15 protein-coding genes and 1 pseudogene are annotated in these 15,801 nt (G+C 40.4%); 12 read left to right on the top strand and 4 right to left on the bottom strand.

Going from position 1 to position 15,801, the window contains the following annotated elements; all coding sequences use genetic code 11:
* Window positions 1-27 precede the first annotated feature (27 nt).
* The 8 genes and pseudogenes from ACE1CI_RS13990 (at window position 28) to ACE1CI_RS13955 (ending at window position 6,558) form a co-directional block, all read left to right on the top strand.
* Complete coding sequence (locus tag ACE1CI_RS13990) at window positions 28-198, top strand: hypothetical protein (protein ID WP_413262719.1); 171 nt, start codon at window positions 28-30, stop codon at window positions 196-198.
* A 103-nt stretch (window positions 199-301) separates the two neighbouring features.
* Window positions 302-1,378 carry a glycosyltransferase family 9 protein gene (locus tag ACE1CI_RS13985; protein ID WP_496615465.1) on the top strand — a complete coding sequence of 359 codons (1,077 nt, stop codon included), beginning with the start codon at window positions 302-304 and terminating at the stop codon, window positions 1,376-1,378.
* Between the two features lie 37 nt (window positions 1,379-1,415).
* A complete protein-coding gene (locus ACE1CI_RS13980; RefSeq protein ID WP_413262717.1) occupies window positions 1,416-2,516 on the top strand; it encodes a glycosyltransferase family 9 protein in 1,101 nt (366 codons plus the stop codon).
* A gap of 29 nt (window positions 2,517-2,545) precedes the next feature.
* Window positions 2,546-3,754, top strand: coding sequence for a PucR family transcriptional regulator (locus ACE1CI_RS13975; RefSeq protein ID WP_459564013.1), 1,209 nt, complete (start codon window positions 2,546-2,548; stop codon window positions 3,752-3,754).
* Between the two features lie 242 nt (window positions 3,755-3,996).
* Window positions 3,997-5,631, top strand: coding sequence for a lipoxygenase family protein (locus ACE1CI_RS13970; protein WP_413262715.1), 1,635 nt, complete (start codon window positions 3,997-3,999; stop codon window positions 5,629-5,631).
* A 97-nt stretch (window positions 5,632-5,728) separates the two neighbouring features.
* Window positions 5,729-5,956 (top strand): annotated as a pseudogene (locus ACE1CI_RS13965) (hypothetical protein); the annotation flags it as partial.
* Window positions 5,957-5,987: 31 nt separating this feature from the next.
* On the top strand, window positions 5,988-6,284 hold the full coding sequence (locus ACE1CI_RS13960) for a BrnT family toxin (RefSeq protein WP_413262713.1): 297 nt from the start codon (window positions 5,988-5,990) through the stop codon (window positions 6,282-6,284).
* Window positions 6,274-6,558 carry a hypothetical protein gene (locus ACE1CI_RS13955; RefSeq protein WP_413262712.1) on the top strand — a complete coding sequence of 95 codons (285 nt, stop codon included), beginning with the start codon at window positions 6,274-6,276 and terminating at the stop codon, window positions 6,556-6,558. The genes ACE1CI_RS13960 and ACE1CI_RS13955 overlap by 11 nt, the downstream gene beginning before the upstream one ends.
* Before the next feature lie 189 nt (window positions 6,559-6,747).
* On the opposite strand, the gene ACE1CI_RS13950 is transcribed toward ACE1CI_RS13955, so the two are convergent.
* Genes ACE1CI_RS13950 through ACE1CI_RS13935 form a run of 4 tightly spaced genes read right to left on the bottom strand, consistent with a single transcriptional unit; the run spans window position 6,748 to window position 10,724 of the window.
* Window positions 6,748-7,299 carry a hypothetical protein gene (locus ACE1CI_RS13950; protein WP_413262711.1) on the bottom strand — a complete coding sequence of 184 codons (552 nt, stop codon included), beginning with the start codon at window positions 7,297-7,299 and terminating at the stop codon, window positions 6,748-6,750.
* A 19-nt stretch (window positions 7,300-7,318) separates the two neighbouring features.
* Complete coding sequence (locus tag ACE1CI_RS13945; protein ID WP_496615464.1) at window positions 7,319-8,512, bottom strand: ImmA/IrrE family metallo-endopeptidase; 1,194 nt, start codon at window positions 8,510-8,512, stop codon at window positions 7,319-7,321.
* Window positions 8,513-8,530: 18 nt separating this feature from the next.
* Entirely contained in the window at window positions 8,531-9,979 is a 1,449-nt protein-coding gene (locus ACE1CI_RS13940; RefSeq protein WP_496615463.1) for a 7-cyano-7-deazaguanine synthase, read from the bottom strand.
* A 1-nt stretch (window position 9,980) separates the two neighbouring features.
* Window positions 9,981-10,724 (bottom strand): hypothetical protein, encoded by a 744-nt coding sequence (locus ACE1CI_RS13935; RefSeq protein ID WP_496615462.1) that lies wholly within the window; start codon window positions 10,722-10,724, stop codon window positions 9,981-9,983.
* Window positions 10,725-11,083: 359 nt separating this feature from the next.
* Between ACE1CI_RS13935 and ACE1CI_RS13930 the strand changes: the two genes are divergently transcribed.
* The 4 genes from ACE1CI_RS13930 to ACE1CI_RS13915 all read left to right on the top strand — a co-directional run bounded on the left by ACE1CI_RS13930 (window position 11,084) and on the right by ACE1CI_RS13915 (window position 15,799).
* Window positions 11,084-11,908: a hypothetical protein gene (locus ACE1CI_RS13930; protein ID WP_413262707.1), complete on the top strand. Its 825-nt coding sequence runs from the start codon at window positions 11,084-11,086 to the stop codon at window positions 11,906-11,908.
* Window positions 11,909-12,152: 244 nt separating this feature from the next.
* Window positions 12,153-13,148, top strand: a complete 996-nt coding sequence (locus ACE1CI_RS13925) for a glycosyltransferase (protein ID WP_413262706.1) — start codon at window positions 12,153-12,155, stop codon at window positions 13,146-13,148.
* Window positions 13,145-15,058: a D-sedoheptulose 7-phosphate isomerase gene (gene gmhA / locus ACE1CI_RS13920; protein ID WP_496615461.1), complete on the top strand. Its 1,914-nt coding sequence runs from the start codon at window positions 13,145-13,147 to the stop codon at window positions 15,056-15,058. The genes ACE1CI_RS13925 and gmhA overlap by 4 nt, the downstream gene beginning before the upstream one ends.
* 15 nt (window positions 15,059-15,073) lie before the next feature.
* Window positions 15,074-15,799 (top strand): SDR family oxidoreductase, encoded by a 726-nt coding sequence (locus ACE1CI_RS13915; RefSeq protein ID WP_413262704.1) that lies wholly within the window; start codon window positions 15,074-15,076, stop codon window positions 15,797-15,799.
* Window positions 15,800-15,801 lie beyond the last annotated feature (2 nt).

Below are 15,801 nucleotides of genomic sequence, written 5' to 3'. Positions count from 1 at the left end.
GGGATGGGGAGGTGAGGAGATGGGGGGATGGGGAGTTGGGGAGATGGAAGAGATAATGGAATTACTGCTTCAACTCTTCCTAACTCCCTCTCTTGTGTGATTTACAATACGTTTAAACCAAAAATTACTTTGAGTTATTGCGAAAAGTTAACTCTTGGGGTAGAAGTAGAAGCGGTGTTAAGAGGCTATTTTACTTAACAGCAAAGAATTTCACTGGGTTACTCAAAGGTATTTAGGCTTTGTCGTTCCATAGCCTCTTGGGTTAACTTTGTCCTATTGATGTTTTTACCAGCTGTTAAGTGTGAATCAGATTCCTGAACGTTTCTTCCATTCTGCTAAAACCTTACAGTTTCGTCCCCAGCGGATAGTGGTTTTACGTGCTTTGGTAGGACTGGGTGATTTTCTTTGCGCTGTCCCGACTTGGCGATCGCTACGTGCTGCCTTTCCAGAAGCACAAATTATTCTGATTGGATCGTCGCAGATTAAACCATTGTTCGATCGCTTCCGTCATTATCTCGATGAACTCTGGGAATTTCCCGGTTTTCCGGGATTACCAGAGTTAACACCCCAACTCGAACAAATTCCCCTGTTTTTGCAATATGTCCAAAGTCAGCATTTTGACTTGGCAATGCAAATGCACGGCAGCGGTACTGTCACTAATCCACTGATTAAACTGTTTGCTGCGCGTGTCTGTGCAGGATTTTTCGCACCAGGGGAATATTGCCCAGATGAAAGTTCCTTTTTGCCTTACCTCGCCCATGAATCAGAAGTGCGGCGTTACTTAAGGTTTTTAGAATATATCGGGGTGCCTTCCCAAGGGGAGGAGTTAGAGTTTCCCTTGTGGGAGGAAGACGCACAAGCACTGCAAGAAATTCCCGAAGCACAACAATTACGAACAGGCGAATTTGTCTGCATTCATCCAGGTGCAAGTACACCGCTACGTTGTTGGTCGCCTGCTGGTTTTGCACAGGTGGCAGATGAGTTGGCGAGTTTAGGTTTGCAGGTGGTGTTCACAGGTTCGCAGCACGAAATTGAGTTAACCAAATCAGTAGCCGCTAAGATGCAAGCTGATAGTTTGAATTTAGCAGGTCGTACTAATTTGGGTGCTTTGGCAACTTTGTTAACCCGCGCCCGGTTGGTAGTTTGCAATGATACTGGAGTTTCTCATTTAGCAGCGGCTTTAAAAGTTCCTAGTGTGGTGGTGTTTACGATCTCAGATCCCGATCGCTGGGCACCATTAAATGATGTTCTCCATCGCGCCATTTACGATACTTCAGGAGTTTCATCAGAGATGGTAATTGCTCAAGCTTTTGATTTAGTTATGGGAGGAAAGGAAGAGGAGCAAATTTCGCTGAAAAATCTCCAATCAAAAATCTAAATTCCTTTAATTTCCAGTCTCGCCAAAGGAGATGCCAATGTTACCAATTGAGTGGCAAAATGTCCGACGTATTCTGGTAATTCGCTTAGATAATATCGGTGATGTGGTGATGCTGAGTCCGGCTTTACGGACAATACATTCTCATTTACCAAATGCGTCAATTACTTTAATGGCATCTCCCGCTGGCAGTCAAGTTGCGCCTTTATTACCTGGGGTCGATCGGGTAATTGTCCAGCGAGTTGTTTGGCAAGATGCTAGTTGGGTGATGCCTTTAGATCCCGCTAGGGAAGAAAGTTTAATTGCCAAAATTAAGGCAGAAAATTTTGATGCGGCGCTAATTTTTACAAGTTTTTCTCAGTCACCTTATCCGCCAGCTTATATTTGTTATTTGGCTGGAATTGGGCTGAGAATTGGTCAATCAAAAGAGTTTGGCGGTAGTGTGCTTTCGCAATGGGTGAAGCCGTTATCAGATGATTTTCATCAAGTCGATCGCAATTTATTCCTGTTAGAATCTGCTGGTTTTAAAGCTGAAGGTCGCCATTTGGAATTAACTGTAACTGAGGAAATGCAAAATAATGGCGATCGCTTACTATTAAGTACAGGTATTGCCCCAAATCAGCCTTTTATTATGTTAGCTCCCGGTGCTAGTTGTGCGGCTCGTCGCTATGATATCGATCGTTTCGCTGCTGTCGCGTCAATGTTAGCTGCGGAAACTAAGTTAAAAGTTGTGGTGGTGGGAAGCGATCGGGAAACGGAATTAGTTGCACCTGTTCTAAATAATTCAAATATTGTTTCTTTAGTCGGAAAAACTTCTGTACCTGAACTGGCGGCGATCGTGAAACGTAGCAGTTTAGTTATAGCTAATAATTCGGGAACAATGCACATAGCTGATGCTTTATTAAAGCCAATGGTAGTTTTATATTCTGGTACAGAATTAGAAAGTCAATGGCAACCTAGAAATGCACCAACTAAGCTTTTACGCCGTTTTACAGAATGTTCTCCTTGTTATGGATTTCAATGTCCTTATCAAATGGAGTGTTTAGATATTTCGCCTGATGAAGTTGTTAGGGAAGCGGTGAAATTGTTGGAAGAATCATTATTAGTTGAGAATTTAAGCAGTGAGATGGTGCGTTACTAACGCACCCTACGAATAGAGTAATTAAGGGGGTGAATTGCTTGAAGACAGTAACTAAACAATTCCAACGGATTGCGAATATTTTAGCAGAAAGAGTTGCGGAACTTTTGTGTGCTTCGGTGTTAGTGGTGGATGCGGGGGGAGATGCGATCGCGCCAACTCCCAACAACACACTTTATTCCCCATTTCCCACAGCAACTCCTTTAATTCGCATCCCAATTCAAATTGCTAATGATACAGGCGAAGTAATTATTGCCAAAACGGAAGAAGGCGAAAACATTTCCCCACGATTAGCACAAATGCTGGTAGAAATGATCCTCAATCAAACAGTAGCTACCGCTCAATTACCTGCTCAACATGAATTAAAAAATAAGTTTATTCACGACCTACTTAGCGGTGCAAATATTAACGAAACAGACATTTTGCGCCAAGGTCAAATATTAGGAATGGACTTCACCCGTCCCCGTGCGGTAATTTTAATTGATGCCGCAGATTACCTTTTACCTTCAATTAGGAGTCAGGAAATTAATGATAAATGGATTTGGCAAAAAGCCCAACACATTATTAATAGTATTGTCAGTTTTTTCCACCTTCCCAATGATACAATTTGCGCTTACATTGGGAATGGCGAAGTAGCAGTTTTAAAAGCAAGCAGCACCCAAGATTTAGTACTTTGGGCTAATTCCGAAGACGAGTTAAATCCTTCTTGGGCAAATTTAACTGCCTTAAAAAGGGCAGGTTCAGCTTTAATATCAAGATTAAAATCCGATACAAAAACAGCAATTAGTATTGGTATTGGTCGCCATCATCCCGGAATTCAAGGATTAGCTAAATCTTATCAAGATGCCTGTGCAGCACTTTCCCTGGGGCGGCGGTTTCAGGGCAAAAACAAAGTGCATTGTTTAGATGAATTGGGAATAGCAGCTTTTATCGGAATCGCTGATGAAAATACTAAAATTGATTTAGCAAGACATTTACTGAGTCCTTTGGAACAAGAAACAGAATTAATCAAAACCTTAGATGCTTTCTTCTTAGAAAATTGTTGTCCTTCCTCAACAGCGAAGCGACTTTGTATTCATCGCAATACTCTTAGTTATCGCTTAGAAAAAATCACTTCTTTAACTGGACTCGATGCCCGAAAATTTGATGAAGCAATGCAAATTCGTCTAGCTTTGTTGTTAGGATGTTTGGGAGAGAGTTCTGAACAAATGTGCAAAGGCACAATGGCAAAAGCATCTTGAAGTACAATGACAAAAATTTGGCATCAAAGGGGCGATTTTTACAGCACTTTTCCGGTAAAAGAGGTACAAAGAAACCCGGTTTCTTGAAGAAACCGGGTTTCTGGGTTGTCATCAAAAGTTAAAAAACTTTTATTTATGTAAAAAAATTTTGTTGCCAACGCTGAATGAAGCGCAGACTGAGCGAGTATATATTAAGCCTACTAATGAAAGTTCCCACTCACTAGTTTTATTCATTTGGCATTATGACAACATACCTCCCACAAAATGACCCCGATCCCCAAAAACGCCTTGATTGGTTGCAGCGCAATCGTGCAGAGTATGAATTTGACTTAAATTATTTATCTCCCCTGTCGCTACTCAAGAATTTGCCCCAGAGAGAAAACTTTTCTAGCAAATATCTCTCCGAACGGCTATTAGCTACATCCGAACTTCCCGCAAATACCTTGGCAGTGCGATTGCGATCGCTCTGGGACCCCTTGGATGAACTGCAAGACTACGAAGACTTTTTCCCAGTCCTACGCAGACCGCAGACGATCAAGACCTACCAAACTGACGATTCGTTCTGCGAACAGAGGTTATGCGGAGTCAATCCTTTGGTCTTACGCAGTATCAAAGAACTCGCGCCGCAAACTTTGGAAAGCTTGCAAACCAAGTTTGGGTCATCGTTGAATTTACGGCAAGAACTGGATAATGGCAATCTGTATGTAGCTGATTACACAAAGCTTTCCTTTGTGCAAGGAGGCACTTACGAACGGGGTAAGAGTTATCTGCCGAAGCCAAAGGCATTATTTTGCTGGCGAAGTTCTGGTTATAGCGATCGCGGACAACTCGTACCCGTAGGCATCCAGCTTACCCTGGAAAATGGCAAAACTACCAATATCATTACCCCTTTTGATAACCCTTTAACTTGGTTTAAAGCCAAGATTTGCGTTCAAATTGCTGATGGAAATCACCATGAAATGAGCAGCCATTTGTGCCGCACTCACTTGGTTATGGAACCATTTGCCGTTGTTACTGCCAGACAATTAGCGTCAAATCATCCCTTGGGTTTACTGTTAAGACCTCACTTCCAATTTATGCTGGCTAATAATGATTTAGCTCGCAAACGCTTGATTAATAGAGGTGGCTATGTTGATGATTTGCTAGGCGGAACTTTACAAGAGTCGCTGAAAATTGTGGAAAATTCTTATCAAGAATGGAGTTTGGATGGGTCTGCCTTACCGACGGAAATCAAAAATCGCGGTATGGACGATCCGAAAAGATTGCCGCATTATCCCTATCGGGATGATGGAATGCTGGTGTGGAATGCACTGAAAAAATTCGTTTCTAATTATCTGAAAATTTACTACAAAACGCCGGAAGATATTAGCAATGACGGGGAATTACAAGCTTGGGCGCAGGAATTGGCATCGCCTGAAGGTGGGAAGATCAAGGGTATGCGCGATCGCATCGAAACCGTAGATCAATTAATAGATATTGTCACCACAATTATTTTTACTTGTGGCCCCCAACACGCAGCCGTGAACTTCCCCCAATACGAATACATGGCTTTCGTTCCTAATATGCCTCTTGCTGCCTATCAACAACTTACAGAAGATCTTTCCATTGCCGACGAAAAAAGTTTGATGTCTTTTCTTCCACCACCGAAGCAAGCGGCTGACCAACTAACAATAGTATATATCCTTTCTGCTTACCGCTATGACAGATTGGGTTACTATGATAATGATTTTCCAGACCCTAAAGCCCAGGCTGTTGTCGAGCAATTTAAGCAGGATTTGAACGCAGTGGAGCGACAGATAGACCTCAATAACAAGAGTCGTTTAGTGCCGTACATCTACCTCAAACCTTACCTAATTCCTAACAGCATCAGCATTTGATAATAGGAGATTGTAGATTATCATTGTTACCAGAATATACCTTTGATAATGATGGTAATCTAGAATCTAAAATTAAGTTATAAGCAACGAATTAACAGATGAGTTAATCGAAGTGCTGAAGAAAAACAGAAGGAAACTCAAAATCGATCCGGTTGGGCGAAAAGATCAGCAAACTTTAGAAAAGGAATATCAGGCAAGTTTAGATACTTTACTGCCAATCAAAATGCAACTGACGCAGTGCGATAAACTAATAGATCAAATTGTTTATAAACTCTATGGATTAACTGAGGATGAGATTGCTATTGTAGAGGGAAGGTCGAATTGACAATATAAATATATTGCCTAAACTGTCAAACATGGATGTATATTTCGTACTCAATGGCATTACCTTTGTTTGGAACAGCGAAAAGGCAAGTCGCAATCCCCAGAAGCATGACGGAATTACTTTCCAGCAAGCTGCTGAGGCATTTTTCGATCCCTTTCTCGTAGTTGTTGATGCTAGCCGCAATGATGAACAGAGAGATGCTGTAATTGGGTTAGATACTCGATGGAATCTGCTGTATGTAGTTCACATCGAACGTGAGGAGAATATGATTCGGATTATTTCAGCGCGTAAAGCAACTCGTCAGGAGCGAGAAATGTATGAAAATTGAGACATTAAAAAAGCGGTTAGAACGAAATCGTCCCATGACTAGCGTAACGATTCGCATTCCTGAAGATGTTGTAGAAGACCTTAAACGGCTTGCACCATTGTTAGGATTTTCAGGATATGAACCTTTGATTCGCGCTTATATTGGTCAGGGATTGCGTAACGATTTAGAGCGATTTGAGAACGAAACAGTAACAGCATTGATTGCCAGTTTAAAGCGTCGGGGTGTCAGTGATGAAATCATTAATGAAGCATTGAGTGAACTTGTTAATAGTTAGTTGTTAGCCTGAGTAACTTTTACAAACGACAATGAACAGGGGAAGAACCACAATGATGATTCAATATTTTTCTGATACTGATACATTAGCGATCGATCTAACCAGCAAATTCGTTTAGCTTTATTATTAGGATGTTCGGGATATAATTAAGGTCAAACTCTTTGTTTAACTGCTTCTTAAGGGTTAACATCATTTGATATAACTTTGCCACCAAGTAAGCAAAGGATGATTTCTATGCGGTATATATCGTCCTTTGATTCGCATAGTATCAAGAGCAAGGCGCAATTCTGCTACATCAAGATTTACTTCTTCCGACCAATACTTTATGACTTCCAAGGTTGACAAAATCTGTAAATGTGGAGCCTCTTTTTGAAAAAATGAGATTGCTTTTCTGTCATCAGTGGCGATCGCCCAACCTCGGTGAAAGGCGATCGCACAAGTAGCAGACTCTCCATCATCTCCCAGTTCAAAAGCGTAGTTCACAAAAGTTTCTTCCTCTGCTTCAGATTCAAAATCCACTACTGAAAGTAGACCTTGTTCAATAGCTGTTTCAAACTGAATTGCACCCTCATTTTCCTCATTTTCAAGACGCTGGAGTGTGAGCAATTCTTGGCTTTTGACAACTTCAGTAACTACAACTTGAGCCGGAATAGCCTTTAAGATGGCGATGAAATTTCCCGAAGCGCAAAAGTTCAGAATGCAGCAAGCATCAAGAACTACATGGGAGTGATTAATAATCATTAACAAATCTCCCAAAATTCTACGCTTGACGCAGATCTAAATGAGCAGTTTCCTCCATGATTCCGCTTGAATATTCGCGGAGTATTTCTGCAATACGGCGAGCTTTCAAACGATCGACACCAAGAAAATCTGCAAAACGTCCTTCGGTGATCAATCCTTGATCCAAAGCTTCGATCGCCAAATGTTGATAGTGAGTAGGAACCAGATCGCTGCGCTGGGGAATTTCTTTTAAACCGAGTTCTTGTTGTACTTTTCTCACTTTCAAACCGCGATCGCGCAACCGATCCAAAGTTCCAGATGGTATAAGCTGGATAGATTCTAATCGATTGCTCAGGGCTTCAATAGACACACCATAGTAATGAGCCAAGGTAAATAAATTAGTCGGAGTAAACTTATTATGAGTTTGGTACATATCATTAAAACGTTTTAACAAACCACTGGTTGGCATTAGAAAATAGTCAGGAAAACTGTCAGCTAATTTCTCACTTTCTGGCTTTCTTTGGTACTGATTTTCATAGTCAAATACTGGCTTACGGCGATGGGCAAGAAAGTGAAGATATTCATGAGCCAGCGACCAACGTCGTCGCTCCTCTGGATGGTTGGCATTAATAGCTATACAGCCGCCAATTTGTTCATCGTAACTGTATATTCCCGAATATTTAGATGGCATTTCTAAGTAAAAAATACGCAGTCCAACACTTTGTTCTAAAACGTCGCGCAGAACCGGAATCGGCCCATCACCAAGCCCTAAACGTTGACGTTCTGCAATAGCAATACTTTCTGCGGCAACCTCGATCGGCATATTCGTTACCTCATACTCTTGAGGGTAATTTCGCGGAAGAGGAGCGTCCATAATTTTCTCAAGTTCCAAATAGTTTCGGCACAACTCCTCTAAACGCAAAATAATCGGATTAATCTGCGCTTCTTCCTCATCAGTTCGCCGATAAACTGCTCGAAATTGAACCTCAAAAGGCTCAACTACAGGGCTAGGTCTAACAAAGTCACTAACAGCCCGCCCATAAGCACGAGCGAGTTTAATTAACTCTTTTGGTTTAAGGCGACGTTCTCCTTTTTCAATAGCAACAATCGTAGTCCGTGCCGCATCAATAACTTCAGCCGCATCAGCCTGAGTCATGCCGCATTTCTTCCGCGCTTGTTGCAGAAGTTCCCCCAGTTTCCGCAGATCAATATTGTCCAGAATGTTGATAGTCATAATATTTTTCCTTCAACTTTACTGAACGGCAAATAAACGTTTATCCGATGTATTTCGATTATTTTCCCAATCCAATAAACCTACAGAAATTTGCGATTCTACAGCATCCCATTCAGCAATGTATGTTTCGTAAAGCTGAATCAAACGATGCTGCATTTCAACAGGTAGTAGCTTTTCTGTTCCAGCAGTTTGATCCACAATGTTATCTAGTTCAAAGAATCTTCGGGTGAGATTTTCCCAGCGAAGGTTAGGGTTATCTGAAACATTAAATAAGCTTCGGATGGTAGAAACTTGCGCGAGCATATTTCGCAGATACAAGCTTGGATCTGCTACTGGTCGTTTTCCATGAAGTACTACATAACGGGTTTTATCTTCCATATTTGAAGCAGCTAGAGCTTGCCGTCTCAAAAGACAAGAGGAGCAATATCCACATTGAACAGGTTTCTGGCGATGTGGACTATCGCATGACATTGTTAATGGTGGCAAGTCGTTCCTCCTATGTTCAGCTAATGCCTTACACATTTGAGCTTTAGTCCAAAAAAGGAACGGGTTTTGTACTCGAAATTCCTCTCCTAAAAGCTCTGATACTATATCACTTACCCTTAGCAAAGTTAAGGGATTAACAGATCGGGTATGATCTAGCCCTACAGCAGACTTACGGTATGGAAGATTAATTGCACCAATTCCGTTTTCGTAAACAAAAAGCTCTTTCTGACCCATCAAGTAGGCACAAACCGCACCAAGCATTGTAAATACTACACCTCGCGCACGGGAAATCTTGTTCTTTTGATATTGGTTACTATCAGAGAAATTGATTGGAACTCGGCAGAGATTGAGACGATTAGGAAATGACGGTTCAATTGCTTTGAATACCCGTTTTTGACGAGCATAGACACTATTATTACTGCCAGTTCCAAACAGCATGAACGGTTTTGGATCACTTCCTTGAAGCCTAGTGTAAAGACCTGCAAGAGCATCAAGTCCGCCACTCCATAATGCTACCTCACATCCTTGAGGAACCATTCGCAAAATCTGCTGATTTTCAACTATTCGCTCCGATGCAGTTCGCCTTTGAAAATCAAAAAACCATCGCCTTCCGGTAGTCCATTCAAGGAGACTTTCTAGTTTGTTTTGAAATGATACTGTGTTTAATAATTCTGGATGACGCACTGGGAGAACAACAGAAATGCAAATTTGCTCTTTGTCTAGAGGATGAGAGATCAGACGATCGGTGGCATAAATTGCAACTGCAAGATCAATTAGATCGGCAATGACTGATGGAAACTCCTGCCAAATACGAAATTTAAAATCCTCGTCATCTACAGTAATTCCTATAGTGCTTTCGTTATTGCTAGAGCGATCGACAAATCGAACCTTTCCATTACTGTTTAGGATGGAATCAAAATGTAGTGTGTAATCACTATTGTGCATCTGATATCTTTGTTCTGGAGGAAGGTTGTATTTCATTCTATTGCTTCCTTGATGACAGACACTGTTTCCAATCTTGAGTTGTGATTTGTAATGGTTTAATGCTTTCCTCACTCAAAAGCTTTCCAATTTTTATTCGATTATTATGATTATGTTCTGCCATTAAGTCCTCGTCTTCTTCGAGAGATTTTATCTTCCGACGTGGCTGCTGTCCCAGGTTTTCAACACTCATATTTCTCATTGCCTTTTCAGCCAATAAGTTGATCTCCTGGTTAATATATGGCTCCATCTCCTCCATTCGCTTCTTAAGGGTCGCTTCATCAATCCCAGCATTATCTTCAGGGTTGAGTGGAATTCTCTCCTTAAACTCAGATTCATAAACTTCATTAATATATCGCTTAAAAATTTCTACTGAAGCATTATCAACTTCATCTACTCTTTCATATCTGAGCTCGTTAATAAGACTTTTACTAGCACGAAGAGAAAGCTCTTTAAGGTAATGTTGCCCATCAAACTGCTGGACTAATCTATCGAATTGTACATTTAAAGCTGCCCAGTTTACAGAATTATTTTCACCAGTAGTACTGATACATCGATCTAGAATCTCCCCCATAATTTGGGCAAGTTTAACAGGAAGATTACCTTTGTGGACAATATCTCGCCTAATGGTTTGCATCAGAACGTGAACACATTCATCAATGGATGCTTTTCCCCCACAAAGCCGCTCGTATGGCTTCTGATAACAGCGTCTAAGCCTACTGTGGACAATATCTCCATCAGCCATAATGTGACCTCCCACCATTGGAGTTTTTTCTACTATGATGGTAAACATTGTTTTTAACATTGTCAATGCTTAAGCTAATTTTTTACGAAAAATGTCAGTTTAGTTGAGCAGGCTATAAAATTGAAGAGGATTCACTTACAGAGTTTGATGGAGAAGTTGAAGAGGAATAGAGCAACCTCTCGGAGGAGGCGAAGCGAATTATTTTAATCAGTAGCACTACTTATGTGAGGCGAGTGGGGAATGAGTTAAAAGCGTCGGTGTGGTACTGATATCGAAATCATGCTACAAGTGTAATACTATTGTATTCTGCCTATTTCCCACAAGATGAAGTTTGTTCAACTGAAACCCTATTGCAGATTATGACAACTACCAAAAAAACTAAGATTGAGAAGTTTCATAAGAAAGACAGAATTTGTAACATTTGTCAGCAGGAAAAAGAGTTATCGATTGATCATGTACCACCTCAAACTTGCCCTCCAGTCAAAAGTAGGGTAACTTCCAAGTTGCTGTATCAAATAATCGGTGATACATCTTTTCGCCCACGATACTCTCAAAATGGTGTGACTTTTAAAACGATATGTAATGATTGCAACAACTTGCTGGGTTCAAGGTATGACTGGGCTTTGGGAGAGTTCTCCCGAAAAATTGAGAATTTTGTCGAAAGCAATTTAAGCTTGCCAGATTCTTTTGAGGTCGAGTGCCAACCTAATGCAGTAATGCGTTCTGTTTTAGGACATCTTCTTGCCGCCAAAACCGAGACAGATGAAGTAGTTGTAGATGGACTAATCAGACCTTGTGTAATAGATTCTTCGCAGCCAATCCATGATGACATCCATATCTTCTATTGGGTTTATCCTTACGAAGAGACAGTGATTTTGAGAGATTTTTGTATGCCAGCCGTCAGAGGCAAATTTCAAGATTTTGGTTTTTTTAATCTGATTAAGTTTTATCCGCTTGCTTTTCTAGTCACACACCAACTTGCAAGTTATGAGGGTTTGTCTAGCCTCCACCAATTTAATCAGCTTCTGCCAGGTGATAAAAGAAATCTCCAAATCAATTTACGTCCCATGAAACACTCCAAGTTTCCTGAAGATTTCTCTAAATATAACTTTCTTGCGGTTGGTAGAACTGCAAAAGAAGATTCTGTTTATTCGGTTCCCAGGCTGAAAAAAGGGCTTGTATAAAACCTTGGTCAATAGATAAAACAATTATTAAAACTTTCTTTAGGATTTCCAGCTTTCTCTGTGATGCACACAACAGAAATTTTGGATAAGTTGTGATTTTTTTTGAATTGTGCAAATGCACAAAAGGGTGTGTGGGCGATCGCAAACTTCTTAGGCAAATGTCCGATGCAGAAGCGGGACGGAAAATTAAAAATGAGGAATCTTCACAAACCCCAATCATTTTTATTTTTCATCCCTAATTTTTATGAGACGTTTACGCATTCTAACTTGGCACGTTCATGGTAATTATCTTTACTACTTAGTGCAATCAAGTCACGAATTTTACTTGCCAATTAAACCAGGTAAACCAGAAGGTTATGGCGGTCGTTTAAGTGGTTTTCCTTGGCCTGATAATGTTCATGATGTACCTGCGGAAGAAGTAAAAAATCTCGAATTTGATTGTATCCTTTTTCAATCGCAAAAAAACTATTTAGAAGATCAATATGAAATACTTTCGGAAACTCAACGTCAACTTCCGCGAATTTATTTAGAACACGATCCTCCACGCCAAAATCCTACTGATACGCGCCATCCAGTCGATGATCCAAATGTACTTTTAGTTCATGTGACTGACTTCAACGATTTAATGTGGAATAGCAATAATACTCCTACTCGCGTTATTGAACATGGGGTAATAGTGCCAGAAAATCTTTGTTACCAAGGTGAATTAAATTGTGGAGTTGTTGTCGTTAATGGTTTACCTAGTAGAGGTCGTCGTTTAGGTGTTGATGTATTTGAAGAAGTTCGCACCCAAATTCCTTTAGAACTTGTAGGTATGGGTTCGGAAAAGTTGGGTGGTTTAGGTGAAATTAAACATGATAAACTATTAGAATTTGAGTCACATTATCGCTTCTTTTTTAATCCAATTCGCTACACCAGTTTAGGGTTAGCTGTGTGTGAAGCGATGGCGATCGGAATGCCGATTATTGGTTTAGCAACTACCGAATTAGTAACAGTAGTAGAAAACGGTTTTTCTGGTTATGTAGACACGAATATTAATCATTTAATAGAACGAATGCAGGAATTATTAAAAGACCCTGCGGAAGCTCATCGTTTAAGCGAAAATGCTAAACGCTACGCGCAAGAGAGATTTCATATTCAGCGATTTATTAATGATTGGGATGAGGCATTTGCTTTAGTTACTGGAAATCCTTCTTTTTCTCTTCCTCTCACTCCTTTAGTAGCAGGTAGAAACTTATGAAAAAACGGATCGCATTAATTAGCGAACACGCTTCACCGTTGGCAATGTTGGGTGGTGTTGATAGTGGTGGTCAAAATGTTTATGTGGGGGAAATTGCCAAAAATTTAACTGTTCTTGGTTACGAAGTTGATGTTTTTACTCGTCGGGATAGCGAACTTTTACCGGAAGCAGCTGAGTGGGTGAATGGAGTAAGAATTATTCATGTTCCGGCTGGTTATCCTGAGTATTTGCGAAAGGAAGATTTACTACCTTTTATGGCGAATTTTACCTCATTTATGGTGAATTTCTGCCAACAAGAAGGGCAAATGTATGATTTAATTCATGCTAATTTCTGGATGTCTGGTTTAGTTGCTGCTAATATTAAAAAGGTTCTGGGTATTCCGTTTGTCATTACTTTTCATGCTTTGGGTAAAGTGCGTCGCTTTTATCAAGGTGATGCGGATCAATTTCCTAATCAAAGATTTGCTATTGAAGAAAGAATCATTAATGAAGCCGATCGCATTATTGCCGAATGTCCCCAAGAAGAAGAAGATTTAATTCGATTTTATAATGCCGATCCTGCCAAAATTACCATCATTCCCGGTGGTTTCGATCCCGGTCAATTTTGGCCTATTGGTAAAGTTTTGGCAAGGGTAGCATTAGGACTCGATCCGAATGAAAGGGTGATTTTGCAATTAGGAAGAATGGTTCCTCGCAAGGGTGTTGATGCGGTGATTTATGGCTTCGCACAGCTTTTAAAAACCAATAATTTTTCGGCAAGATTGCTGATTGTTGGTGGTGAATCTGACGATCCAGATCCAAATTTTACACCGGAAATTGGTCGGTTAAAGGCGATCGCAAAATCCGAAAATATCGAAGAAAAAGTTACTTTTGTCGGTCGCAGAGGTAGAGAAGCACTCAAATTATATTACAGTGCTGCCGATCTATTTGTTACTACTCCTTGGTATGAACCTTTTGGGATTACGCCTGTAGAAGCGATGGTTTGTGGTACTCCGGTAATTGGTTCTAATGTGGGGGGAATTAAATTTACTGTTAGGGATGGAGAAACGGGTTATTTAGTAGCAGCAAATAATCCTGATGCGATCGCAGAACGCATTACTTATCTGTACCAACATCCCAAACTAATGAATGTGTTACGTCAGCAAGCAATTCAACGCGCCAATGATTTATTTACCTGGCAAAGAGTCACTGATTCTATTGCCGATCTTTATGAAAAAGTAATCGCCAAAAACTCTGCAACATTTCATCAAGTATCTTGGCAAGAAATTGTCGATCGAGGTTTCAACAATGCAATTAACGCTATCCAAAAATCACGGCGCAGTTTACGAAATTCTATCCTTGATGTAGCCGACATAATCAGCAATTGTTTTTCCCAAGGTGGCAAAGTTTTAATTTGTGGTAATGGCGGAAGTGCAGCTGAAGCTCAACATTTTGCCGCCGAATTTGTCGGTCATTTCAAATCTAAAACTCGTCCCGGACTTCCCGCTTTAGCACTCAACGCCGATACCGCAGTTCTAACAGCTTGGTCGAACGATGTTGGCTACGAAAATGCTTTTTCCCGACAAGTTGAAGCATTTGGACGTGCGGGAGATGTACTCATTGGTATTAGTACCAGTGGTAATTCTCGCAACATCATTAAAGCTTTTGAAACAGCGAAAAAGCAAGGGTTAAATTGTATTGCAATTTTGGGTAAAGATGGCGGAGATTTACATCAATTAGCCGATATTTCTATCATTGTACCCGAAAACGATACCCAACACATTCAAGAAGTGCAAATCGTGGTAATTCATCTAATTTGCGAATTAGTAGAAGAGAAAATGATGCTGGGAGAAAGTAGTATATCAGAAGTCATTAAAAGCAGCGAATTCCAAATACCAACTACCCACTACCAACTACCTATTACCAACTAAAAAAGAGGAGAAATCATGCAAGAATTAACAGGAAAAGTTGCCATTGTTACTGGTGGCGGTCGAGGATTAGGCGAAGCAATTTGTCGGATGTTAGGTGCAGATGGAGTAATTACCATTGTTGCGGATATCCGAGAAGAATTAGCTGAAAAAGTTGCTTTAGAAATTCAAAGTGATGGCGGTAAAGCTCAAGCTTTACGTTTAGATATTTCCGATGCAAAACAAGTTGAATCAGCTATTAGTAAAATTGTTTCTGAATACGGACATTTAGACATTTTAATTAACAATGCTGGAATCGATGTTACTTTGCCAATTGAAGAATTAAATGTAACTGACTGGGAAAGGATTATTGCTGTTAATTTAAATGGCCCTTTCATCATGTCTAAATTCATTCTTCCTCAGATGAAACAACAAGGCAAAGGACACATTGTTAATATCGCTTCTACTGCTTCTAAACGTGCTTGGGCAAATGCTTCTGCTTACCACGCAAGTAAGTGGGGATTATTAGGTTTTAGTCATGCTTTGCACGTCGAAGCACGCCCACACAATGTTAAGGTAACGGCTGTAGTTGCAGGGGGTATGCAAACACCATTTTTGTTAGATAGATTTCCCGATATTGATATTAACAATTTACAAGATCCAAAGAATGTTGCTGATACCATTCGTTACGTTTTAATGCAACCAAAAGAAACAGTAATTCCTGAAGTTACGGTATTACCAATGCGAGAAACTTCTTGGCCTTAAAG

This window comes from Floridaenema flaviceps BLCC-F50, assembly GCF_041929275.2.
Lineage (GTDB): Bacteria > Cyanobacteriota > Cyanobacteriia > Cyanobacteriales > Aerosakkonemataceae > Floridanema > Floridanema flaviceps.
Note: the sequence above shows the minus strand (reverse complement) of the source record. Positions and strands in the feature narration are given on the sequence as shown.